The organism is Streptomyces sp. NPDC034049, from assembly GCF_055575575.1.
This window is the reverse complement of the sequence record NZ_JBVISJ010000001.1, coordinates 988,377-1,010,832: the sequence shown is the minus strand read 5'-3', so window position 1 is coordinate 1,010,832 and position 22,456 is coordinate 988,377. Positions and strand designations below refer to the sequence as shown.

Genomic DNA, 22,456 nt, shown 5'->3' with positions numbered 1-22,456 from the left:
GCGGGTCACCCTTTCCGGCCGGGGCGGCGGACATGCACCGAGAGGGCGGGGGGCCGGGCCAGGCCCAGTCCCCGGATGCCCTCGGCGAGTGCGACGTCCAGGTCGGCCCGGACGTCGTCGAGTTCCCGGAAGTGGGAGACCGCGCGGACGTCGACCCGCTTGCGTCCCGCCCGGACCCGTACGGACCGCACGCCGGGCACCTCCATGGCCCGGTCCCGCAGGGCCAGGGCGGCGGCGTCCCGGTGCAGTCCGGCCCGGACGTGCGGGTGGACGCGCCGCATGGGCAGGACGTCGCGCAGCCCGGGGGTCGCGGCCAGCACCAGCAGCCAGAGGCCGAGGAGGACGGCGACCGCGGCGCCGACGAGGACCCAGATGTCGTCGAGGGGCCGCTCGGCGAGTTCCCGGGCCAGCGAGCGGCGCCATGCCATGGCGGGCCGGTCGGCGCGGACGGCGACGACGTCGTAGAGGAAGAGGCCCACGCCCGCGAGGAGGAGCACCGCGAGGACGGCCGCGGGGACTCTGCGCGCGGACCAGAAGCGCCGCTCGCCGCCGCTCTCGCCCCTCCCGCCTTCCGGGGCGGGGGGCGGGAGGTAGGCGGAGGCGGACGCGGACTGGTCCGGATCGCGGCCGGCCGCCTCGCCGCCGGCGGCCGCGTCGTCCGACGCCGTCCCGGCGGCGGCCTTCTCGATGACGGGTAGGCGTCGCGTGGTGCCTTCGGTGCCGTGGGGTTCGCTCATCGCGTCCTCCCCTGTGCCACGTCGTGGGCGTGTGCCAGGTGCAGCCGTTCCACCTGGACGGCCACCTCCGTCACGCGCATTCCCGCCAACGTCCCTACCCGCTCGGTGACATGACGACGCACCGCAGCGCACTGGCCACCGATGTCCGAGGGGTAGAGGAGCCCGAGCGTGACACGGACGCGCGCCGTCTCGTGAACGACGACGACGGTGGCGTTCGGGGGCGCGGAGGCGGGCGCCGACGCCACCAGTGCCTCGCGCGCCGCCTGGGCGGCGATCTTCGCGACCACCCGGTCGGCGATCCGCGTCGCCCCTCGTCCACCGGGCGCCACGGCCTGCGCCGGCTGCGTCGGTCGCGTCGCCCGCGTCTCCTGCGTCTGAGGGGGACGGCCGCTGTCCGCCGGATTCATCGGCGTCGGTCGTCACGCGGGCGGAAGAAGTCGCCCAGTTCCAGGTCCCCCTCCAGGAACCGGCCGACGACGAAGCCGACGGCTCCCAGCGCCGCCACCAGCAGGAAGGCCCCGAATCCGCCGAAGTATCCGGCGAAGCCCAGCGCCATCCCGGCGACCATGCCGATCACGGCCAAGCTCATGCTGCGCTCCTAGCGACTCGAGCCCCGCTCACTGCAGCCGGGACTCCGGCTCTTCGTCCTCCTCGTCCGGCAGCTTCACATCGCTGACGGCGATGTTGACCTCGACGACCTCCAGGCCGGTCATCCGCTCGACGGCCGCGATGACGTTCTCGCGCACATCACGGGCCACGTCGCCGATGGACACCCCGTAGTCGACGACGATCTCCAGGTCCAGCGCGGTCTGCACCTCGCCGACCTCGACCTTCACACCCCGGGTCACGGACTTGGCCCCGCCGGGGACCCGGTCGCGCACGGCCCCGAAGGTCCGGGACAGCCCACTGCCCATGGCGTGCACACCCACCACTTCCCGCGCGGCGAGTCCGGCGATCTTCTCCACGACGCCGTCGGCGATGGTCGTACGCCCGCGGGCCGCCGGATCGCCGCCGCCGCGCCGGGTTGTCCCGCGCCCGACCTGCGTCGACTCCTTGGTGGTGTCGGGTCCTTCCGTCCGGTTCCGCTCCGTCATGTCAGTCATGCCGTCAGTCCCTTCCGGTCGTCCCCCCTCAAGCCCACAGTAAGCGCGGTTGCGGCGCCGCGCGCCGGGGATGGGGCAGGCTGGAGGAATGACGGCGGACGGTTGGACGAAGGCGGTACGCCAGCAGCTCGGGCTCGGCCGCGTGCTCCCCCTGGGCGACCCGCACGACGGCACGTGGATCACGGAGAGCGCGGCCGGGGCGGCCCTGCGCCGCACGGCGGCGGCCCTGCGGGGGCTCAGCCTCGACCGGCTCCGTATCGAGCCGGTCGGCGCCGGTGCGAAGGAGGGTGAGGAGGGCGAGGACGCGCACGGGTACGGTCACGACACGGCCGTGCCCCCGCCCCCGAGTGCCCTGCCGCCCGGTCCGCTCCGGATCACGGCCGATCTCGCGGCCATGGCGGGCCCGGCCGCCGAGCCGCTCCCGGCCACGGCGGCCCGTCTGCGCGCGGCCCTGTTCACCGCCGCCGGGGAGCGCCTCGGACTGACGGTGGCCGAGGTGGACCTCCAGGTGACGCGGCTGCTGGAGGCCGACGCGGGGCCCGGTCCGGCGCCCGCACCGCCGCCCTCCGCCCCCGCTCCGACAGCCCCGGCCGGCGACGACGAGGAGTCCCGCGTGGCCGCGGCGGCGCTCTCCGTCCCCGGCGTCGCCCGTCTGACCGGTGCGCTCGGAGGTCTCGGGGGCGTCGGCGGTCTCGGCCGCGCGGTCGACATCGCCGCGGGGTCGGCCCTCCCCCGCCGCCATGTCCGCGTGGAGCTGGCGGTGACGGAGGAACGGCGTGCGCTGGACGTGGCCCGCGAGGTACGCGGGGCGGTGACCGTCTGCCTGCCGGACCACCCTTCGGTGGCGGTGCTCATCACAGCGATCGGCACCTGACCCCGCAGCCGACCGTAAGGACCGGCCGGCTTACTCGCCGATGCCCGCGAGGTCCCGCAGACGCCGGGCCTGGGCCTGACGCTCGGCCGCCCGCTGCTCGTCGTACCCGCGGTCCTGGGCACCGCGCAGCAACGCCTTGGTCTCGACGACGGCGTCCCGGGGCGCGGTGACCAGCGCACCGGCGAGGTCGCGCACCGTGTCGTCGAGCTGGTCGGTGGGTACCGCGAGGTTCGCGAGCCCGATCCGCTGGGCCTCGTCCGCCTGGACGAACCGTCCGGTGAGGCAGATCTCCAGCGCGCGGGCGTACCCGACGAGGCTCACCAGGGGGTGTGTCCCGGTGAGGTCGGGCACGAGTCCGAGGCTGGTCTCGAGCATGGCGAACTGCACGTCGTCGGCGACGACGCGCAGATCACAGGCGAGGGCGAGCTGGAAGCCCGCGCCGACGGCGTGCCCCTGCACGGCGGCGACGGACACGATGTCGTTGCGCCGCCACCAGGTGAACGCCTCCTGGTACTCGGCGATGGTCGCGTCGAGCCCGGCGTCGTCACGGCGCGCGAGATCGACGAACGACGGCTCCCCTTCGATGCCTTCGGGCGTGAACATCTGCCGGTTGAGTCCGGCGGAGAACGATTTGCCCTCGGCCCGCAGCACGACCACACGGACGGAGCCCGGCACCGACCGCCCGGCCTCGGCGAGGGCCCGCCACAGGGCGGGACTCTGCGCGTTGCGCTTGGCCGGATTGGTCAGCGTCACCGTGGCGATGGCGTCGTCGACGGTGAGCCGTACGCCGTCCTTGTCGAGCAGTGGTTCGAGCGAAGCCATGGTTGCGCCTCCGATGGGTGCGGTCAGCAGAGCGAGGGAACATCGCCAAGTGACTGCACAGTAACCACCCGGTCGATCATTCGACCGACCGGGTGGCCACCATCGAAGCCGATGGGCCGCCCGGCGTCAGGCCGAGGCGGCTTTCTTGCCCCGCGTCGCGCCGCCACGCCCTCGGAGCGTGACGCCCGACTCGCTGAGCATCCGGTGTACGAAGCCATACGAGCGGCCGGTTTCCTCGGCCAGCGCCCGAATGCTCGCACCGGAGTCGTACTTCTTCTTCAGGTCTGCCGCGAGCTTGTCGCGCGCGGCGCCGGTTACCCGGCTGCCCTTCTTCAGAGTCTCGGCCACCCGGTCCTCCTCATGGGAAGTGCGCTCTGGTCTCCTCATGATCACCCCTCCGGCGCGGGTTGGCCACCCATTCGGCAAGGTCCGTGCGACAAGGTTGTGACGACAGGAGCGCGTCCCCACAAGCGGAACCTGTGATTCCGCCCGGTCGTGTCCGTACGGCCGAACGGGTTGTTCCGTGAAGTCCCAGGTCAGAGACGCACGACGGCCGAGCCCTTCGCGCGGAAGGGCTCGGCCGTGAAATCGATGTAGGACACACCTCGGTACGAGGAGATCTCACACAGATGATGGATCACCGATGGGCCGAATGATCCAGCGGCAGTTGATCAACCGATTCGATCAAGCGAGCGCGACGAGGTCCGCGTAGTCCGCGCCCCACAGGTCCTCGACGCCGTCCGGCAGCAGGATGATCCGCTCGGGCTGGAGCGCCTCGACCGCGCCCTCGTCGTGGGTGACGAGGACGACCGCGCCCTTGTAGGTGCGCAGGGCCCCGAGGATCTCCTCGCGGCTGGCGGGGTCGAGGTTGTTGGTCGGTTCGTCGAGGAGGAGGACGTTCGCCGAGGAGACCACCAGGGTGGCCAGCGCGAGGCGGGTCTTCTCACCGCCGGAGAGGACGCCGGCCGGCTTGTCGACGTCGTCGCCGGAGAAGAGGAACGAGCCGAGCGTCTTGCGGATCTCGACCAGGTCGAGATCCGGGGAGGCGGAGCGCATGTTCTCCAGGACCGTGCGCTCCGGGTCGAGGGTCTCGTGCTCCTGCGCGTAGTAGCCGAGCTTGAGGCCGTGGCCCTCGATCACCTCGCCGGTGTCGGGCTTCTCGACGCCGCCGAGGAGGCGGAGCAGGGTGGTCTTGCCGGCGCCGTTGAGGCCGAGGATGACGACGCGGGAGCCCTTGTCGATGGCCAGGTCGACGTCGGTGAAGATCTCCAGCGAGCCGTACGACTTCGACAGGCCCTCGGCGGTGAGCGGGGTCTTGCCGCAGGGCGCGGGCTCCGGGAAGCGCAGCTTGGCGACCTTGTCGGAGACCCGGGCGGCCTCCAGGCCGGCCAGCAGCCGGTCGGCACGCTTGGCCATGTTCTGCGCGGCGACGGTCTTGGTGGCCTTGGCGCGCATCTTGTCGGCCTGCGAGTGCAGTGCGGCGGCCTTCTTCTCGGCGTTCTGCCGCTCGCGCTTCCTGCGCTTCTCGTCGGCCTCGCGCTGCTGCTGGTAGAGCTTCCAGCCCATGTTGTAGACGTCGATCTGGGCGCGGTTGGCGTCCAGGTAGAACACCTTGTTGACGACCGTCTCGACCAGGTCGACGTCGTGGGAGATCACGATGAAGCCGCCGCGGTAGGTCTTCAGGTAGTCCCGCAGCCACACGATCGAGTCGGCGTCGAGGTGGTTGGTCGGCTCGTCGAGGAGCAGCGTGTCCGCGTCGGAGAACAGGATGCGGGCCAGCTCGATACGGCGGCGCTGACCGCCGGAGAGGGTGTGCAGCGGCTGGCCGAGCACCCGGTCGGGCAGATTGAGCGCGGCGGCGATGGTGGCGGCCTCGGCCTCGGCGGCGTACCCGCCCTTGGTGAGGAACTCCGTCTCCTGGCGCTCGTACTGCTTGAGCGCCTTCTCCCGGGTCGCGCCCTGGCCGTTCGCGATCCGCTGTTCGTTGTCGCGCATCTTGCGGATCAGTACGTCGAGGCCACGCGCGGAGAGGATGCGGTCGCGGGCGAGGACGTCGAGGTCGCCGGTGCGGGGGTCCTGCGGGAGGTAGCCGACCTCGCCGGAGCGGGTGATGGTGCCGCCGGCCGGGATGCCCTCGCCGGCCAGGCACTTGGTGAGGGTGGTCTTGCCGGCGCCGTTGCGGCCGACCAGGCCGATGCGGTCGCCCTTGGCGACACGGAAGGTGGCGGACTCGATGAGGACGCGGGCACCGGCACGCAGCTCGATACCGGAGGCGGAGATCACGGACAGACTCCAGGGCGGATGGGGGTGGCGGGTGTGGGCGGCTGAGGACGTTCCCGCCGTCTAATGCGCGAGGAGAATGGCCATGGGCCGATTCTAACTGGGGCCGGCAAGCGGTTTTCCGCCCGTATGACAAGGGATCACGTGGTCTCGGTCACCGGCTCACGAGGAACGGAGGACGGAGGACGGAGGACGGAGGACGGAGGCGCTGGGCTTCACCGAGCTGTCGGTGCACGAGGGCGAGGACGGCGTCGTGCGGCACGCCGAGCCGGCGCGGGGCCCGCCGGGGTGTACGTCGTCGTGGACGACATGGACGCCCACCACCGGCGGGCCGTGGAGCACGGTGTGGAGATCCTGATGCCCCCGTCAGCTGCCTCCGGTGTGCACCTGGAAGGCGGCGCGGCGCACGGCCTTGGCGAGGGCCGGGTCGGGGTGGGCCGCCGCGAGGGCGACCAGGACCTGGACGGTGCGGGGGTGGCCCACCGCGCGGACCTCGTCGAGCAGCGCGGGGACGGTGGCCTGCACGGCGGACTCCAGATGCCGTACGAGCAGGGGTGCCTCGCCGTGGTCGGCGACGGCCGCGGCCGTGTCGACCCAGAGCCAGGTGGACTCCTCCCGGGTGAGGACCTCGTGCGCGTCCTCGGGGTCGGCGCCGTCGTGCTCGGCGAGCCACAGCAGGGCGTAGGGGCGCAGCGGGGTCTCGTCGGCGACGGTGCGGACGTCGGGCTCCGCGGGGGCGCCGACGACCCGCAGGGCCTCGAAGGCGAGGCCGCGGATGAGGGCGTCCTCGCCGCGGGCGGCGGCGATGAGTTCGGTGACGGCGCCGCCGACGGGGCGGGCTGCGAGCCAGGCGCGGTACTCGGCGCGGGCCGCGTTCGGGCGGAGCTGGGCGCAGCCTCTGAGCATGTCCTCGGCGGAGACCTCGATGTTGCCGGCGGGGCTCTGCGCGGCGACACAGATCTGTTCGAGCTTGACCCAGACCGCCCAGCTGCCGAGCGGGGTGAGGGTGGCCTGGCCGTCGCCGTAGGTGAGGGCGCCGACGGAGGCGAGGGCGCGCAGGGACCAGTCGAGGAGCGGGGCGAGGGGGGTGTCCTCGGCCGTGGGCTCCGCGCCGGGCCCGGGTCCGGGCTGCGGGCCGTAGGGGACCTCGCAGCGCTCGGTGCGCAGTTCGGTGACGCGCTGCTCCAGGAGGTCGAGGAGCTGTTCCACGGGGACGGGCCCGGCGGAGAGCTGGAGGAAGGAGAGGACCTGGGGCATGGCCGAGACGACCTCGGCGACCGCCGCGGGTTCCCGGTCCTCGGGCTCCGGATAGGCGATGGACCAGGCGTCGAAGAACGCGACCCAGCCGCGCAGGACGGCGCTGTCGTCGCGGTTCCAGGCGCGCAGGCGCCAGCCGGGGCGCGCACTGTCGCCGTGCACCTCGATCAGGCCGGCCAGGCGTGCCGTGTCCCAGTCGTGGCGGACCTGAGCCGGGGTCAGCCCGAGTTCGGCGGCGGCCCGTTCGGCGGTCGCGGCGGAGAGGGTGCCCTTGCCGTCGGGGCTCGCGCCCTCGCGGCCCGGGCGCAGGACGGCATCGGCCCAGCGGGCGACGCGGGCCGCGTCCGCCAGGACGGCGCGGGCCATGCGGGCGAGTTCCACGGGCGGCGGGGTGCCCTCCGGGGGCCGGGGAGCCGGTCGGCGGCGCTGGGTCACTGCTGCTCGGGGAGCGGCGGCCAGGGTTCGCGGGCTGACGAGTCGGAGCCTGGAGTCGCGCGGATTACGGGACGTCACGGGGGCAGTCTTCCGGTTGACGGTCCGAAAACCCAAACGGAATGTCACAGCGGGCGACAGGGGTGGCCAACGCACGGGTTTTCCCAGGGGTCCGCACCGAGGAGGATCGCCTTGGTTCGACACGAAACGGAATGTGGCGTACCTCTCTCCGGCAGGGCGGTGCGCGACCCCTCCCCCGCTCTTCCTCCGGCCGGGCGCGGGCCCCTAGATCAACGGGGTGAGGAAGCGGCGGAGGGCCTCTTCGTAGGTCTTGGGGTCGGCGTTCCACATGGCGCCGTGCGGCGCGTGACGGACCGTGCGGAGGGTGACCCGGTCGGGGCGGCGGGCGGCGAGGCGCCGGGAGGAGCCCCAGGGGGCGACGGTGTCGTCGGGGCCGTGGAGGATCAGGGTCGGCGTCCTGAGCCCCGCGGGGTCGCTGTCCTGGTCGGCGGAGGCGGCGCCCAGTCCGGTGCGGCCCTGGGCGGCGCGGACCGCGAGGGGCAACAGGGCGCCGGGGGTGCGGCGGGCGGCGGCGAGGGCACGCAGGGTGGCGGTCCAGTCGAGCACCGGTGAGTCCAGGACGAGTCCGGCGACGCGGTCGCGCAGCGCGGAGCGGGTGGCGGCGCGCAGGGCCATGGTGGCGCCGGTGGACCAGCCGAGCAGGACGACGCGTTCGGCGCCGAACCTGACGGCGTGCCGGACGGCGGCGTCCACGTCGCGCCACTCGGTCTCGCCGAGGTGGTTCAGGCCGTCCGGGGAGCGGGGGGCGCCCGGGTCGCCGCGGTAGGCGAGGGTGAGCACCGGGAAGCGGTGGCGGTGCAGGAACTCCATGACGTTCATGGGGTGTTCGCGGGTGGTGCCCAGGCCGTGCACGGCGATCACCCAGATGTCGCGGTCCGCGGGGGTGAACCAGGCGGGCAGGGTGCCGAGTTCACCGGGGATCTCGATGTCCTCGTGGTCGAGGCCGAGCGCGGTGCGCGGGTCGCCGAGGTGGAGGGTGGGGGTGAACCGCACCTTGTCGCCGGGCTCCAGGGTGCCGTGGGTGACGCGCTCCAGGCGGCGGACGACCGCGTCGGGGGCGTGCGGGGCGGCGTCCAGGACGCCGCCGACGACCGCGTGGGCGCCGTGGCCGGTGAGGCCGTAGGTGCCGGGGCGCTGGGAGGCGAAGGCGCGGGTCAGGGCGATACGGCCGGCGGCGGTGGAGTGCACGGTCAGCCGGGGTTCGGTGGGCAGCGGTTCGCCCGGCGGCGCCTTCAGCGCGACATCGCTGGCCAACCGGCCCGCTGCGACACTGGCCGCACCGGCCGCGAACGCGACCCCGACCGCGGCGACCGCCGCTTTGACTGCACCCACCCCTCCAGTGTCCCGGGGGACCCGGCCTCCGGCCAGTGGGCACCGACCGAGGAGTGACCGGAGGGACGAGGACGGCGAAGAGAGCCGCACGAGGCGGTCGGCGCCACGACGGAGAAGCTCGGGCGGAAGCGGCGCGCAGCCGGGTTTCTAGGTCGGCTGGCCGTACTCGCGCAGGTGGGCGGCCACGGTCGTCAGTTGGGCGGGGGTGAGGAGGTGGGGGGTGCGGCCCGGGAGCGAGGACGCCGTCAGCCAGACTCTGCACATCCATTCGAGCTGGGCCGTGCGGTCGTAGGCCTCGGCGAGGGTGCTCCCGTAGGTGATCGTGCCGTGGTTCTGGAGGAGGCAGCCACTGCGCCCCGTCAGAGCGCGGAGCATGTTCTCGGCCAACTCGGCGGTGCCGTAGGTCGCGTAGGGGGCGACCCGGACCGGTCCGCCGAGGGCGGCGGACATGTAGTGGATCAGCGGCAGCTCGCTCACCAGGGTGGAGACGGCCGTCGCGTGGACCGCGTGGGTGTGGACGACGGCACGGGCGTCGGTCGTGCCGTGGATCGCCAGGTGCATCGGGAGTTCGCTCGTCGGGCGGAGCGTGCCGAGGACCTGCCGGCCGGTGAGGTCCACACCCGTCACGTCGTCCGGGGTCAGGCGGTCGTACGGCACTCCCGTCGGCGTGACCAGGACGGTGTCCCCGACGCGCACGGACACGTTCCCCGAGGTGCCCACGACCAGACCGTCGGCCACCGTCCGGCGGGCCGTCGCGACGAGCTCGTCCCACGCCCGCGCCACGTCGTCCGGCACACCCGGCGCACCGCGCCGCCGCGCGTCCCGCTCGCCCCGGGCGTTCCCCTGTTGTTCGACCATGCCGCGATCCTGCCAGGCGGCCGGCGGTGGCGGGCCCCGGCGCGGGCACGGCGGGCGGATGGCGGGCCCGCGCAAGGTCCCATGTCCGCATACGCTCGACATCGCATACAACCCGTACGACCGGAAGCGGAAGCGCCACGGCCTGAGCGACGCCGTGACGGTCGGCTGGATCACGTCGTTCAGCGACGAGGTCGGGCGCCCCGCGGGCCGCCGCCCGGTGCGTACGGCAACGGCAGCGGGAGTCCGGCGGGCGACCAGAACCTGTTCAACGGGTCGGTGGACCGGCTGAAGCGGTTCGCCCGGGGGTGGCGGATCTTCGCGTTCCGCCTCCGTTCGAAGGCCGGACGGCCGCCCTGTGCGGCCCGGGGCCGCCCGGCGGCCGAAAAGCGGAGCGGCGACACCTTGTTCATTACACCCGCGCGCCTGCCCCAGTTCATCTTCCGTTCACCCAGGTTGCCTACGGTCCACATGCCACTGACGTCCGAAAGAAGCCCGGGTAAATGGAAAACTTCTCGCTGATCCTCGCGATCGTGGTCATCACCGCGCTCGCGTTCGATTTTACGAACGGTTTCCACGACACCGCCAACGCGATGGCCACCACCATCTCGACCGGCGCAATGAAGCCCAAGGTCGCGGTGGCCATGTCCGCCGTGCTCAACCTTGTCGGCGCGTTCCTGTCCATCGAGGTCGCCAACACCATCTCCAAGGGACTCGTCGACGAGTCCGGGATCCAGCCAGAGGTCATATTCGCGGCGCTCGTCGGCGCCATCCTCTGGAACCTGCTGACCTGGCTGGTCGGGCTCCCGTCCAGCTCCTCGCACGCTCTGATGGGCGGCCTCGTCGGCGCCACCATCGCCTCGGTCGGCGTCGCCGGTGTGCACGGCGACGTGCTCGTCACCAAGGTGCTGATCCCCGCCGTCGCGGCCCCGCTGGTCGCCGGCATCGCGGCGATGCTCGCCACCCGGCTGACGTACAAGCTCGGAGAGCACACGAGCGAGAAGGCGTCCGGCAAGGGCTACCGCGTCGGCCAGATCGCCTCCGCGGGCCTGGTCTCGCTGGCCCACGGCACGAACGACGCCCAGAAGACCATGGGCATCATCACCCTCGCCCTGGTGGCCGGCGGCGTCCTCGCGCCCGACTCCGACCCGCCGGTGTGGGTCATCGTCTCCGCCGGTCTCGCCATCGCACTCGGCACCTACCTGGGCGGCTGGCGCATCATCCGCACGATGGGCAAGGGCCTGACCGACCTCCAGCCGCAGCAGGGCTTCGCCGCCCAGACCAGCGCGGCCACGGTCATCCTGGCCTCCTCGCACCTCGGCTTCTCGCTCTCCACCACGCACTCGGTCTCCGGTGCGGTGATGGGCGCGGGCCTCGGCCGCAAGGGCGGGGTGGTCCGCTGGTCCACCGCGACCCGGATGTTCGTCGCCTGGGGTCTGACCCTGCCGGCCGCCGCGCTGGTCGCCGCGCTCGCCGAGTGGGTGACGAGCTTCGGCAGCTGGGGCACGGCCGTCGTCGCGGCCTTCCTCATCGCCTCCAGCGCCGCGATCTGGGTGATCTCGCGCCGCGAGGTCGTCGACCACACGAACGTCAACGACACCGAGGAGCCGCCCGGTGTGGTGACCACGGCGATGGCCGCCGTGACCCCGCCGCCCACCGCCGCCGTGGCCGAGGAGCTCACGGCGACCATCCCCGCGGCGGCCGCGGCCGCCGCCGAGACCCCGGCCCCGGCGACCTCGTCCGCGCCCACGCCCGCCGTCTGAGCCCCGCGACCTCCTGAGGAAGATCACCATGCACATCGACTGGGCAGCCCTGGGCTCCGTCTTCGGAGTCAGCCTCGTGGTCACCGTGGCCCTCGTCGGCCTCTTCACCCTGGGGATCGTCGGTCTCTCCAAGCGGGAGGCCGCGACCACCGCGGGCACCTCGCCCGCGCTCGCCACGACAGCGGCGTACGCCTGCTTCGCGGCCTGCACGGCGGCGGTGGGTTACGGGATCTACCTGATCATGGCCTGAGGCCCCGGCACCCCCTCCCACCTCGCACGACACATACAGACAAACCCCTCGTACCGTTTGACCCGGTACGAGGGGTTTGTCTATTGTCCACCCAAAGCCGTGACCCTCGTCGAAATGACATATGTCATTGAGGAGGTGTCTGTACGACGATATCCAATCGGCGTAAGCTATCAGATACATGCCGATTCGACGATGGCCACCCGACAGTTGAACAGGGGAGCGCCATGCCCAGGGACATCGATCCGAGCCTGAATCGACGCAGGCTCAGAGTCGAACTGCGCAAAGCCCGCTACACGTCAGGGCTGACCAAGCAGCAGACGGCGGACGCCCTGGAATGGTCACTGTCGAAGATCATGCGCATCGAGGCCGGCACGGTCGGGGTCAGCGTCACCGACGTCCGGGCACTCATCCAGCAGTACGGGATCACGGATCCGGCGCTGGTGAACGAGCTGGAAGAGGCCGCACGGGGCTCGAAGGGCCCGTCGTGGTGGGCCCCCTGGGGCAACCTGGTCTCCCAGCCGTTCGCCCAGTACCTGGGCTACGAGGGGGCGGCGACCTCCCTCCGCATGTACAACCCCATCGTGCTCCCCGGCCTCCTGCACACCGAGGACTACGCCACCGCCCTGCTCTCCCCCACGTCGGAGCCCACCGACGTGCGCCGCTCGGTGGAGCTCCGGCTCGCCCGGCAGGAACGGCTGATCCACTCCGACTCCGGCCCGCGCATCGACATCGTCCTGGACGAGGCCGCCGTACGACGGGTGATCGGCGGCCCTCGCGTCATGCGCCAACAGCTGGACCACGTGAAGGCGCTGGCCGGGCGCCCCCGCATGGGCATCCGGCTCCTGCCGTTCACGGCGGGGGCGCACTTCAGCACCCTCAGCCCGTTCATCCTGCTCGGGTTCAGGGACGACGACGACCTGCTCTACCTGGAGGGCCCCAACGGCGGGTTGTCCAACCGTGAGGATCTCGATCTCACGGTCCGCCACCAGGAGTGCTTCGCGGACATCAGCGACCTCGCGTACGAAGGCGACCGGATGATCGAGTTCCTCGACACGGTCCGGGAGAGCCTGGACAACGACTGAGCACCGGGCCGGGACGCCCGGCGGAATCGGGGGGAGGGCCCATGGCGGTCTTCGGATGGCACGAGTGGTGGAGGCGGCTGACGGCGCGCCGTACCGTTCCGGGCGGCGGGGACCCGGACGCCCCTCCTCCGGGCGATCCCCCGGAGACCGGCGGCCCGGCCCGGCTGGACGACTGCACGCTGAAGGCGTACGCCATGCAGGAGGCGGAGTGGGCGGAGGCGCTCATCCGGGTGGAGAGCGCCCGGGTCGACGGCGAGATACGGCTCCTGTCCACCCGCCTGTTACTGGGCACGTTCTGCGCCAGCGTCCTGCTGCTGAGCATCGCCGTGGCCGGTCGGGTCGTCCCCACGACCCGGTTCGACGCCACCGCACCGCTCACCACGGCGATCACCGGCGCGATCGCCGCCGCTCTGCTCACCTCGCTCGCGGCGGGCATCGGCAGGGTGCTGCGCGCCCGAGCCGACGCCGGGCGGCCCGGCGGCCTCAGCGTTCCTCCGGCCCCCGCGGCCGAGCCCCGACCAGAGCCCGGTCCAGGGCCCTCAGCCGCTCCGTGACCGGGGTGAGCCCCCACCACAGGCCCGCCCCCGTCGCGATCAGGGCGGTCACCACCAGCCAGACGGCACCCCGCGCCTCCGTCCCCGGCACCAGCAGGGCGGCGAGAGCTCCCACCCCCACGGCCAGGACTCCGGCGACCGTGCTGAAGAGCACCAGCGGAGCGGCGGCGGACAACAGCGTCCGCCGGTCCCTCGATGCCCGCGCGCGCGCCGAGGCGGATCCCTTGGTCCGATCGTCCATCGCGTGTACCTCCCGTCCCCCGAACGGTTCTTCAGGAGCCGTCCGCTCCCGGGTCCACAAGCCCCGCCAGAAAACCACACCACGCGCTGTGACGGAAGGAGAGCACAGCGCTCTTCTTCGAGTTCGAGTCACGCACCAGAACTCGGTCCTCGTCGAACGACGCCTCCACGCACATACTGGTGTCACCCGAACGACTGCTCTTGATCCAACTCCGCGCCGCGGACTCCCTGTCGGACACCCTGACCTCCACCTCACAAGTCAGCGCGCCGACACGCGTCCACCGCGACGACCCGAGCGCCGTGCCCAGCCGCTGCCGCTCGTCGGCGCTCAGTCTTCGTACTGCCGTTCCCTCAAGTGTTCCCGTCCGACGCCGTGGAAATGAGCGCAGAAAGAGCCGATTCGGGCGTCTGGCGATATTTCAGCGATGTGGGGCTGAGCACACCCCTGCGCCGCAGGTCAACAGCAAGTTGACGGGTCTTCCGGGGGCGTGGTGGACTGCCGGGGCCATGTACGACGGCAGGAGAGGAAGCCGGTGGAAGTCCGGCGCGGTCCCGCCACTGTCACCGGGGAAGAACCTCCCGGGAGCCAGGAACTCTCGCCGTCGGTCTCGTCGAACCAGGGCGTGGACACCCTGAGTGAGGACATATCGCCATGTGCGGCTGCCACTTGAGTCCCAGCACCGGATCCCCGTCCGACCTCGCGACCGGCTGAGCCCGTGCGTGCCGATCGCGTCTTCGCGTACGGCGCCGCCGCCGGACTCCTCGGTGATCTGCTGCTCGGTGATCCTCGCCGGGGGCATCCGGTCGCCGCGTTCGGGCGGGCGGCCGGTGCCGTGGAGCGGGTGCTGTGGCGGGACCACCGAGGGTGGGGCGCGCTGCACACCGCCGTGTGCGCGGGAGGCGCCGTGGCGCTCGGGGCCGTCGCCTCGACCGCCGTGCGGCCGTCGCGCGCGGCCTCCGTCGCGTTGACCGCCGCCGCCACCTGGGCCGTCGTCGGGGGGACTTCGCTCGCGCGGGAGGCCCGGACGATCGGGCGGTCCCTCGACGCGGGGGACCTCGAGGGCGCGCGGGCCAGGTTGCCCCATCTGTGCGGGCGGGACCCGCAGGCGCTCGACCGGGACGGGATCGCGCGGGCGGTCGTGGAGTCCGTCGCCGAGAACACCTCCGACGCGGTGGTGGGGGCGCTCGTGTGGGGAGCCGTGGCGGGTGTGCCCGGGCTCGTGGGGTTCCGGGCCGTCAACACGCTGGACGCCATGGTCGGCCACCGGTCGGAGCGGTACCGGCGGTTCGGCTGGGCCTCCGCGCGGCTGGACGACGTGGCGGGGTGGCCGGGGGCCCGGCTCACGGCGGTGCTGGCCGCCGCCTCCGGTGGGGACGCGCGGGGGGCCGTACGGGCCTGGCGCGCGGACGCGGGCAGGCACCCGAGCCCCAACGCGGGGCCCGTGGAGGCGTCGTTCGCGGGGGCGCTCGGAGTGCGGTTGGGGGGCACGTTGTCGTACGGGGGGCGGGTCGAGCACCGGCCGGTGCTGAACGGGGAGGGGCGCGCCGTCGAAGTGGGTGACATCGAGCGGGCCGTGCGGTTGTCCCGGCGGGTGGGATGGCTGGCGTTGGGGATCGGTGCGGGTGTGTCGCTGCTGCGGTCGAGGAGGCAGGGATGAGTGGCGGGCTGCTGGTCGCCGGGACGACCTCCGACGCCGGGAAGAGCGTGGTGACCGCCGGGATCTGCCGGTGGCTGGTGCGGCAGGGGGTCAAGGTCGCGCCGTTCAAGGCGCAGAACATGTCGCTCAACTCCTTCGTGACGAAGGAGGGCGCCGAGATCGGGCGGGCGCAGGCCATGCAGGCGCAGGCGTGCCGGGTCGAGCCCAGCGCGCTCATGAACCCGGTGCTGCTCAAGCCCGGGGGTGAGCGCAGCAGTCAGGTCGTGCTGCTCGGGAAGCCCGTGGGCGAGATGAGCGCGCGCGGCTATCACGGCGGACGGCAACAGCGGCTGCTCGGGACCGTGTTGGAGTGCCTCACCGAGCTGCGGGGCACGTATGACGCGGTGATCTGCGAGGGGGCCGGCTCTCCGGCCGAGATCAATCTGCGGCGGACCGACATCGTCAACATGGGGATCGCCCGCAACGCCGGGCTGCCCGTGCTCGTCGTCGGCGACATCGACCGCGGTGGGGTCTTCGCGTCGTTCTTCGGGACCGTCGCGCTGCTCTCCCCCGAGGACCAGGCGCTCGTCGCCGGGTTCCTCGTCAACAAGTTCCGGGGGGACGTCTCCCTGCTGGAGCCTGGGCTCGACATGCTGCATGGGCTCACCGGGCGGCGGACGTACGGGGTGCTGCCGTTCCGGCACGGGCTCGGGATCGACGAGGAGGACGGGCTGCGGGTCTCGCTGCGCGGGACGGTCCGCGAGTCGAACGTCGCGCCGCCCGTAGGGGAGGACGTGCTGCGGGTCGCCGTGTGCGCGGTGCCGCTGATGTCCAACTTCACCGACGTGGACGCGCTCGCCGCCGAACCCGGTGTCGTGGTGCGGTTCGTGGACCGGGCCGAGGAGCTGGCCGACGCGGACCTGGTCGTCGTGCCGGGGACCCGGGGGACGGTGCGGGCGCTGGAGTGGCTGCGGGAGCGGGGGCTGGCCGACGCGCTCGTGCGACGTGCCGCCGAGGGGCGGCCGGTGCTCGGGATCTGCGGTGGGTTCCAGGTGCTCGGGGAGCGTATCGAGGACGAGGTCGAGAGCCGGCTCGGGCGGGTGGACGGGCTCGGGGTGCTTCCCGTGCGGGTCCGCTTCGACCCTGAGAAGACCCTGACCCGGCCCGTGGGTGAGGCCCTCGGTGAGCGGGTCGAGGGGTACGAGATCCACCACGGGGTCGCCGAGGTCCTGGGGGGCGAGCCCTTCCTGGACGGGTGCCGGGTGGGGCAGACCTGGGGCACGCACTGGCACGGGTCGCTGGAGTCGGACGGCTTCCGGCGTGCCTTTCTGCGCGAGGTGGCGGCGGCTTCGGGGCGGCGGTTCGTGCCGGCCCCGGACACGTCGTTCGCCGCGCTGCGCGAGGAGCAGCTCGACCGGCTCGGCGATCTGATCGAGGAGCACGCGGACACGGACGCGCTGTGGCGACTCATCGAGTCGGGCGCGCCGACGGGGTTGCCGTTCGTGCCGCCGGGGGCGCCGGGGGTGCCGGGATGAGGGCGCCGGGTCGGTTCCGCCGGGAGAGCCGGGGGAGGGAGCGTCGTCCGCCGGCCGGTGGGGCTTCCCGCGCGGTTCCCCGCGTCCCTGAGAAGCAGGGGCTGCGCGCCGCGCCTCTCATCCCGCCGGTCGGCACTCGTCTCATTCATTCACCTCCAGGAGGGACCACCGCGTGAGCACGCACTTCCCCTTCACCGCCGTCGTCGGGCAGGGCGACCTGCAACTCGCCCTGCTCCTCAACGCCATCTCCCCGAGGATCGGTGGGGTGCTGGTGCGCGGCGAGAAGGGCACCGCCAAGAGCACCGCCGTGCGGGCGCTCGCGGCGCTGCTGCCGCCGGTGGAGGTCGTCGTCGGCTGCCGGTTCTCCTGCGACCCCGTGAAGCCGGACCCGGCGTGTCCGGACGGCCCGCACGAGCCGGCGTTCGAGACCCGGCCCTCGCGCATGGTCGAGCTGCCCGTCGGTGCCTCCGAGGACCGGCTCGTCGGCGCTCTCGACATCGAACGGGCGCTGTCGGAGGGCGTGAAGGCGTTCGAGCCGGGCCTGCTCGCGGACGCGCACCGGGGCATCCTCTACGTCGACGAGGTGAACCTGCTCCACGACCACCTCGTCGACCTGCTGCTCGACGCGGCGGCGATGGGCGCCTCGTACGTGGAGCGCGAGGGCGTCTCCGTACGGCATGCCGCGCGGTTCCTGCTGGTCGGGACGATGAACCCCGAGGAGGGCGAGCTGCGGCCGCAGTTGCTCGACCGGTTCGGGCTGACCGTGGAGGTCGCGGCCTCGCGGGAGCCGGACCAGCGGGTGGAGGTCGTCCGGCGGCGGCTCGCCTACGACGACGACCCGGCCGGTTTCGCGGCCAGTTGGGCGCACGAGGAGGCCGACGTACGGCAACGGGTCGTCGCCGCACGGGAGTTGCTGCCGTCCGTGGTGCTGGGCGACGCGGCGCTGCGGCAGATCGCGGCGACCTGCGCGGCGTTCGAGGTGGACGGGATGCGGGCCGACATCGTGATGGCCCGGACCGCGACCGCGCTGGCCGCGTGGGCCGGGCGGACCGAGGTGCTCGCGGAGGACGTGCGCCGGGCGGCGCTGCTCGCGCTGCCCCACCGGAGGCGGCGGAATCCCTTCGACGCGCCCGGCCTCGACGAGGACAAGCTCGACGAGACGCTGGAGGAGTTCGCGGAGCCGCCGCAGAACCCCCAGAACCCCCAGGACCCGCAGGACGACGACGATCCGGATCCCGGTCCCGACGGCCCCGGTGGCGGTGGGCGGCCGCCGGCTCCCGAGTACGACGGGCCCCAGGGCGGCGACGACGGCGCCCGGCCCGAGTCCGGCGAGGGCGTGCCGGCGCAGGCTCCGGCCGCCGGGGAGCAGTCGGCCGTCCGGGCCGCCGAGCCGTTCCGTACGAAGGTGCTCAGTGTGCCGGGGCTCGGGGAGGGCGCCGCCGGGCGGCGTTCGCGCGCGCGGACCGAGCACGGGCGCACGACCGGGGCGCGCAGGCCGCGTGGCACGCTGACCAAGCTGCATCTGGCGGCGACGGTGCAGGCCGCCGCGCCGCATCAGCGGACGCGGGGGCGGTCCGGGCCGGGGCTGGTCGTACGGCGTGACGATCTGCGGCAGGCGACCCGGGAGGGGCGGGAGGGCAACCTCGTGCTGTTCGTGGTCGACGCCTCCGGTTCGATGGCGGCGCGGCAGCGGATGGGTGCCGTGAAGGGCGCGGTGCTGTCGCTGCTGCTCGACGCCTACCAGCGGCGGGACAAGGTGGGCCTGGTGACGTTCCGGGGGTCGGCCGCCGAGGTGGCGCTGCCGCCGACCTCGTCGGTGGACGCGGCGGCGGCCCGGCTGGAGTCGTTGCCGACGGGCGGGCGCACCCCGCTCGCGGCCGGACTGCTCAAGGCGCACGACGTGCTGCGGGTGGAGCGGCTGCGGGACCCCGCGCGCCGCCCGCTGGTCGTGGTGGTCACCGACGGCCGGGCGACCGGTGGGCCGGAGCCCGTCGCGCTCGCCGGGCGGGCGGCCCGGTTGTTCGCGGCCGAGGGCCACGCCTCGGTGGTGGTCGACTGCGAGTCGGGCCATGTCCGGCTGGGGCTCGCCGGGCAGCTGGCGGGTGAACTGGGCGGTACGGCGGTGACGTTGGACGAGCTGCGGGCGGACTCCATCGCCGGGCTCGTCCGGGACGTGCAGGGTACGCAGAGGACTTCGAGGAAGGCGGCGTAGATGCCTCAGGGACAGCCGAGTGTCGTACCGGACGACGGGCTGACGACTCGTCAGCGCAGGAACCGTCCGCTGGTCTTCGTGCACACGGGTATCGGCAAGGGGAAGTCCACCGCCGCGTTCGGGCTCGCGCTGCGCGCCTGGAACCAGGGGTGGCCGATCGGGGTGTTCCAGTTCGTCAAGTCGGCGAAGTGGAAGGTCGGCGAGGAGAACGCGCTGCGGGTGCTGGGGGCGTCCGGTGAGGGCGGGTCCGTCGACTGGCACAAGATGGGCGAGGGCTGGTCCTGGGTGCAGCGGGACGGCCAGATGGACAACGAGGACAAGGCCCGCGAGGGCTGGGAGCAGGTCAAGCGGGACCTGGCGGCCGAGACGTACAAGCTGTATGTGCTGGACGAGTTCGCGTACCCGCTGCACTGGGGGTGGATCGACACCGACGAGGTGATCGACGTGCTGCGGAACCGGCCCGGGACCCAGCATGTGGTGATCACCGGACGGAACGCGCCCGAGAAACTGGTGGACTTCGCGGACCTCGTGACCGACATGTCGAAGGTCAAGCACCCCATGGACGCGGGCCAGAAGGGCCAGCGGGGCATCGAGTGGTGACGACGTGACCGCTTCCTCCGCTTCCCCTCCCCTGCCTTCCGTCCCCCGGCTGGTGATCGCCGCGCCCTCGTCGCGCAGCGGCAAGACCACCGTCGCCACGGGCCTGATGGCCGCGCTCACCGAGCGGGGCCTCGCCGTGTCCCCGCACAAGGTGGGGCCGGACTACATCGACCCCGGGTACCACGCGCTCGCCAGCGGGCGGGTGGGGCGGAACCTCGACGCGTACCTGTGCGGGCCCGAGCTGGTCGCGCCGCTCTTCGCGCACGGCGCGCGCGGATGCGACATCGCCGTCGTCGAGGGTGTGATGGGGATGTTCGACGGGGCCTCGGGTCAGGGGGAGCTGGCGTCCACCGCGCATGTGGCGAAGCTGCTGCGGGCGCCGGTGGTGCTGGTCGTGGACGCGTCGTCGCAGTCGCGGTCGGTGGCGGCGCTGGTGCACGGGTTCGCCTCCTGGGATCCCGAGGTGCGGATCGGGGGCGTGATCCTCAACAAGGTCGCCTCGGACCGGCACGAGGAACTGCTGCGGGATGCCCTGGAGTCGACCGGTGTCCCCGTGCTGGGCGTGCTGCGGCGGGCTCCTCAGGTGGACACCCCGTCCCGGCATCTGGGACTGGTCCCGGTCGCCGAACGGCGGGCGGCGGCGCTGGAGGCCGTGGCGGCGATGGCCGCGCAGGTGCGGGCCGGGTGCGATCTGGAGGCGCTGGTCGCGCTCGCCCGGAGCGCGGGTGCGCTGTCGGGGGCGGCGTGGGAGCCGCCGGTCGTGGCGTCGGCCGGGCGGGAGGTGGTCGCCGTGGCCGGTGGGCCCGCGTTCACCTTCTCCTACGCCGAGCACGCCGAGCTGCTGACCGCGGCGGGTGCCGAGGTGGTCGTCTTCGATCCGCTGCGCGACGAGCGTCTGCCGGACGGGACGCGCGGGTTGGTGATCGGCGGCGGGTTCCCCGAGATGTACGCCGCCGAGCTGTCGGCGAACGAGCCGCTGCGCAAGGCCGTCGCGGAGCTGGCGTTCGACGGTGCTCCGGTGGCGGCCGAGTGCGCGGGCCTGCTCTATCTGTGCCGGGAGCTGGACGGGCGGCCCATGTGCGGGGTGCTCGACGCGACGGCGCGGATGGACGAGCGGCTGACCCTCGGGTACCGCGACGCCGTGGCCGTGGGCGACAGCGCGCTCGCGCCGGCCGGGACCCGGATGCGGGCCCACGAGTTCCACCGGACCGTCGTCGAGCCGGGGGCCGGGCCCGCGCCCGCCTGGGGGATACGGTCCCCCCGGCCTCGGGTCGAGGGGTTCGTGCAGGGAGGGGTGCACGCGAGCTATCTGCACACCCACTGGGCGTCGGAGCCCGGTGTCGCACGGCGGTTCGTGGAGAGATGCCGGGCGTCATGAGCGGTACGTCGACCGGTGGGGTGTGCCGCTCACTCCGCCACGCCCACCACCAGCCAGATGAAGGCCGCCCCGGCGACCGTGCACAGCAGGGTGGAGCGGGCCGGGTGCGCATGGTGGGCCTCGGGGAGGATCTCGGCAGCGGCGAGATAAAGCAGGGCGCCGCCGAAGAAGCCGAGGTAGCAGCCGAGCGGGCCCTCCGGGATCGTGAACAGCAGCGTGGAGGCGGCTCCCACCACCGGCGCCGCCGCGTCCGCGAACAGCATCGCCAGCGCACGGCGGCGGGCGTTGCCGTAGACGCTGGTGAGCGTGTACGTGTTGAAGCCGTCCGCGAAGTCGTGGGCGATCACCGCGAGCGCGACCGCGATGCCCATGCCCTCGCCGATCTGGAAGGCCGCGCCGATCGCGACGCCGTCCATGGCGCTGTGTCCGACCATCGCGGCCGCGGCGGTCAGACCCACCTGGGGCGTACGGCCGTTGTGCTCCTCCGCGCCGTGCGCCGCCTGGCGGGCGGCCAGCAGGCGTTCCACCAGGTGGGCCAGGAGAAACCCGGCGACGAACAGCAGCAGCGCCGCCGGTACGCCGAAGACCTCCTCGCCCGCGGCCTCCAGTGCCTCGGGGAGCAGATCGAGGCCGACCACGCCCAGCATCAGGCCGCCGGCCAGACCCAGCACCAGGTGACGGCGGTCCGTCACACGTTGTGCCGTCCACCCGCCGAGCAGCGTCATCAGGAACGCGCCGAGTGCCACGAAGACCGCCATGGGTCCTTGCTACCGGAAGAGTGGGCGGTGTCGGTTGCGGCGCCCCGGGGTGGTGTGGAGTGGGGAGGTCGGATTTCGGGTGCGGGTTCGTGGGGGCTGGTCGCGCCCACGCGGCGGAGCCGCATATGTCACCGCCCCGCGCCCCCAGAAAACCGGCGCGGCTGTGGCTGACCGTGGGTTCGGGGCACTCGTTGTCGGTGTGGGCGCCTCTGCCGGGGTGTCGGTGGTGGAGGTTCTCGGGCTGGTGGTAGGGGTGCTGCGGGATGCCGGGCTCTCCCTCGGGGCCGTTTCCGCGCTCGTCACCGTCGACGCCAAAGCCGGTGAACCCGGCCTCGTCCAGGCCGCCGAGCGGCTCGGGGTCCCCCTGGTCGCCCACTCCGCGGCGGAGTTGGCCGCCGTGGCGGTGCCCAACCCCTCCGACGTCGCCCTCGCCTCCGTCGGTACCCCGTCCGTCGCGGAGGCCGCCGCGCTCGTCGGCGGGGGTGAACTCCTTGTGCCGAAGCGGAAGTCGGAGCCGGTGGACGGGCGGCCGGGGCGGGTGACGTGTGCCGTCGCGACAGCCAACCCTGGCTGTGCCGCCCCCGACGGCGGTCGGCATGATGATCGTGGTGGCGGTGACCGTGACCGCGGTCGTCGAGGGACCCGATGACGGTGACCGCCGCCGACCCGCCCCG

23 protein-coding genes, 2 pseudogenes and 1 riboswitch are annotated in these 22,456 nt (G+C 73.1%); of the genes and pseudogenes, 12 read left to right on the top strand and 13 right to left on the bottom strand.

The features are described from left to right. Positions 1–5: 5 nt before the first annotated feature. Genes ACZ52C_RS04515 through ACZ52C_RS04500 form a run of 4 tightly spaced genes read right to left on the bottom strand, consistent with a single transcriptional unit; the run spans position 6 to position 1,840 of the window. Positions 6–737: a DUF6286 domain-containing protein gene (locus tag ACZ52C_RS04515; protein ID WP_469073349.1), complete on the bottom strand. Its 732-nt coding sequence runs from the start codon at positions 735–737 to the stop codon at positions 6–8. Next, positions 734–1,144, bottom strand: a complete 411-nt coding sequence (locus ACZ52C_RS04510; protein WP_469073348.1) for an Asp23/Gls24 family envelope stress response protein — start codon at positions 1,142–1,144, stop codon at positions 734–736. Before ACZ52C_RS04510 ends, ACZ52C_RS04515 begins: the two co-directional genes overlap by 4 nt. After that, positions 1,141–1,326, bottom strand: a complete 186-nt coding sequence (locus ACZ52C_RS04505; protein WP_220649693.1) for a hypothetical protein — start codon at positions 1,324–1,326, stop codon at positions 1,141–1,143. The genes ACZ52C_RS04510 and ACZ52C_RS04505 overlap by 4 nt, the downstream gene beginning before the upstream one ends. Positions 1,327–1,354: 28 nt before the next feature. Continuing rightward, positions 1,355–1,840, bottom strand: a complete 486-nt coding sequence (locus tag ACZ52C_RS04500; protein WP_469073347.1) for an Asp23/Gls24 family envelope stress response protein — start codon at positions 1,838–1,840, stop codon at positions 1,355–1,357. 88 nt (positions 1,841–1,928) lie between these two features. On the opposite strand from ACZ52C_RS04500, the gene ACZ52C_RS04495 reads away from it, so the two are divergent. Beyond that, positions 1,929–2,714: a nucleopolyhedrovirus P10 family protein gene (locus ACZ52C_RS04495; protein WP_469073346.1), complete on the top strand. Its 786-nt coding sequence runs from the start codon at positions 1,929–1,931 to the stop codon at positions 2,712–2,714. 30 nt (positions 2,715–2,744) lie between these two features. Here the strand turns inward: ACZ52C_RS04495 and ACZ52C_RS04490 are convergent, their stop codons facing one another. From ACZ52C_RS04490 to ACZ52C_RS04480, 3 genes are all read right to left on the bottom strand, one after another. Next, positions 2,745–3,536 (bottom strand): enoyl-CoA hydratase/isomerase family protein, encoded by a 792-nt coding sequence (locus tag ACZ52C_RS04490; protein ID WP_469073345.1) that lies wholly within the window; start codon positions 3,534–3,536, stop codon positions 2,745–2,747. 126 nt (positions 3,537–3,662) lie between these two features. Further along, positions 3,663–3,884 carry a helix-turn-helix domain-containing protein gene (locus tag ACZ52C_RS04485; protein ID WP_006123601.1) on the bottom strand — a complete coding sequence of 74 codons (222 nt, stop codon included), beginning with the start codon at positions 3,882–3,884 and terminating at the stop codon, positions 3,663–3,665. Between the two features lie 336 nt (positions 3,885–4,220). Further along, the gene (locus ACZ52C_RS04480) at positions 4,221–5,819 is read right to left on the bottom strand and encodes an ABC-F family ATP-binding cassette domain-containing protein (protein WP_469073344.1); all 1,599 of its coding nucleotides are present in this window, start codon (positions 5,817–5,819) and stop codon (positions 4,221–4,223) included. A gap of 196 nt (positions 5,820–6,015) precedes the next feature. Between ACZ52C_RS04480 and ACZ52C_RS04475 the strand changes: the two are divergent. Then, positions 6,016–6,185 (top strand): annotated as a pseudogene (locus ACZ52C_RS04475) (VOC family protein); the annotation flags it as partial. On the opposite strand, the gene ACZ52C_RS04470 reads toward ACZ52C_RS04475, so the two are convergent. The 3 genes from ACZ52C_RS04470 to ACZ52C_RS04460 form a co-directional block, all read right to left on the bottom strand. Then, positions 6,183–7,586, bottom strand: a complete 1,404-nt coding sequence (locus tag ACZ52C_RS04470; protein WP_469073343.1) for a hypothetical protein — start codon at positions 7,584–7,586, stop codon at positions 6,183–6,185. The pseudogene ACZ52C_RS04475 and the gene ACZ52C_RS04470 overlap by 3 nt on opposite strands. 204 nt (positions 7,587–7,790) lie before the next feature. Beyond that, entirely contained in the window at positions 7,791–8,918 is a 1,128-nt protein-coding gene (locus tag ACZ52C_RS04465) for an alpha/beta hydrolase family protein (RefSeq protein WP_469073342.1), read from the bottom strand. 147 nt (positions 8,919–9,065) lie between these two features. Then, a complete protein-coding gene (locus tag ACZ52C_RS04460) occupies positions 9,066–9,776 on the bottom strand; it encodes a class II aldolase/adducin family protein (protein ID WP_469073341.1) in 711 nt (236 codons plus the stop codon). Positions 9,777–10,276: 500 nt separating this feature from the next. On the opposite strand from ACZ52C_RS04460, the gene ACZ52C_RS04455 reads away from it, so the two are divergent. The 4 genes from ACZ52C_RS04455 to ACZ52C_RS04440 all read left to right on the top strand — a co-directional run bounded on the left by ACZ52C_RS04455 (position 10,277) and on the right by ACZ52C_RS04440 (position 13,422). Beyond that, positions 10,277–11,536: an inorganic phosphate transporter gene (locus ACZ52C_RS04455; protein WP_469073340.1), complete on the top strand. Its 1,260-nt coding sequence runs from the start codon at positions 10,277–10,279 to the stop codon at positions 11,534–11,536. 28 nt (positions 11,537–11,564) lie between these two features. After that, positions 11,565–11,786, top strand: coding sequence for a hypothetical protein (locus tag ACZ52C_RS04450; RefSeq protein ID WP_033529177.1), 222 nt, complete (start codon positions 11,565–11,567; stop codon positions 11,784–11,786). Between the two features lie 224 nt (positions 11,787–12,010). Continuing rightward, the gene (locus ACZ52C_RS04445; protein WP_469073339.1) at positions 12,011–12,868 is read left to right on the top strand and encodes a helix-turn-helix domain-containing protein; all 858 of its coding nucleotides are present in this window, start codon (positions 12,011–12,013) and stop codon (positions 12,866–12,868) included. Between the two features lie 41 nt (positions 12,869–12,909). Continuing rightward, on the top strand, positions 12,910–13,422 hold the full coding sequence (locus ACZ52C_RS04440; RefSeq protein WP_469073338.1) for a hypothetical protein: 513 nt from the start codon (positions 12,910–12,912) through the stop codon (positions 13,420–13,422). Here ACZ52C_RS04440 and ACZ52C_RS04435 read toward each other — a convergent pair. Together ACZ52C_RS04435 and ACZ52C_RS04430 are read right to left on the bottom strand one after the other, a co-directional pair. Then, positions 13,352–13,663, bottom strand: a complete 312-nt coding sequence (locus tag ACZ52C_RS04435) for a hypothetical protein (protein ID WP_469073337.1) — start codon at positions 13,661–13,663, stop codon at positions 13,352–13,354. The two genes, ACZ52C_RS04440 and ACZ52C_RS04435, sit on opposite strands and share 71 nt — an antisense overlap. 31 nt (positions 13,664–13,694) lie before the next feature. After that, complete coding sequence (locus ACZ52C_RS04430) at positions 13,695–13,901, bottom strand: DUF397 domain-containing protein (RefSeq protein WP_469073336.1); 207 nt, start codon at positions 13,899–13,901, stop codon at positions 13,695–13,697. Positions 13,902–14,137: 236 nt separating this feature from the next. After that, positions 14,138–14,280: riboswitch (cobalamin riboswitch) on the top strand. Positions 14,281–14,378: 98 nt separating this feature from the next. Between ACZ52C_RS04430 and ACZ52C_RS04425 the strand changes: the two genes are divergently transcribed. From ACZ52C_RS04425 to ACZ52C_RS04405, 5 genes are all read left to right on the top strand, one after another. Further along, complete coding sequence (locus ACZ52C_RS04425) at positions 14,379–15,320, top strand: cobalamin biosynthesis protein (protein WP_469073335.1); 942 nt, start codon at positions 14,379–14,381, stop codon at positions 15,318–15,320. Further along, positions 15,317–16,834: a cobyric acid synthase gene (locus ACZ52C_RS04420; protein WP_469073334.1), complete on the top strand. Its 1,518-nt coding sequence runs from the start codon at positions 15,317–15,319 to the stop codon at positions 16,832–16,834. The genes ACZ52C_RS04425 and ACZ52C_RS04420 overlap by 4 nt, the downstream gene beginning before the upstream one ends. 172 nt (positions 16,835–17,006) lie before the next feature. Then, entirely contained in the window at positions 17,007–19,046 is a 2,040-nt protein-coding gene (locus ACZ52C_RS04415; RefSeq protein ID WP_469073333.1) for a putative cobaltochelatase, read from the top strand. After that, positions 19,047–19,646, top strand: coding sequence for a cob(I)yrinic acid a,c-diamide adenosyltransferase (gene cobO, locus ACZ52C_RS04410; protein ID WP_033529174.1), 600 nt, complete (start codon positions 19,047–19,049; stop codon positions 19,644–19,646). A 4-nt stretch (positions 19,647–19,650) separates the two neighbouring features. Continuing rightward, positions 19,651–21,024 (top strand): cobyrinate a,c-diamide synthase, encoded by a 1,374-nt coding sequence (locus tag ACZ52C_RS04405; protein WP_469073332.1) that lies wholly within the window; start codon positions 19,651–19,653, stop codon positions 21,022–21,024. A 29-nt stretch (positions 21,025–21,053) separates the two neighbouring features. Here the strand turns inward: ACZ52C_RS04405 and ACZ52C_RS04400 are convergent, their stop codons facing one another. Continuing rightward, positions 21,054–21,782, bottom strand: coding sequence for a ZIP family metal transporter (locus tag ACZ52C_RS04400; protein ID WP_469073331.1), 729 nt, complete (start codon positions 21,780–21,782; stop codon positions 21,054–21,056). Between the two features lie 184 nt (positions 21,783–21,966). Between ACZ52C_RS04400 and ACZ52C_RS04395 the strand changes: the two are divergent. Then, a pseudogene (locus ACZ52C_RS04395) lies at positions 21,967–22,335 on the top strand (cobalamin biosynthesis protein); the annotation flags it as partial. Between the last annotated feature and the right edge of the window lie 121 nt (positions 22,336–22,456).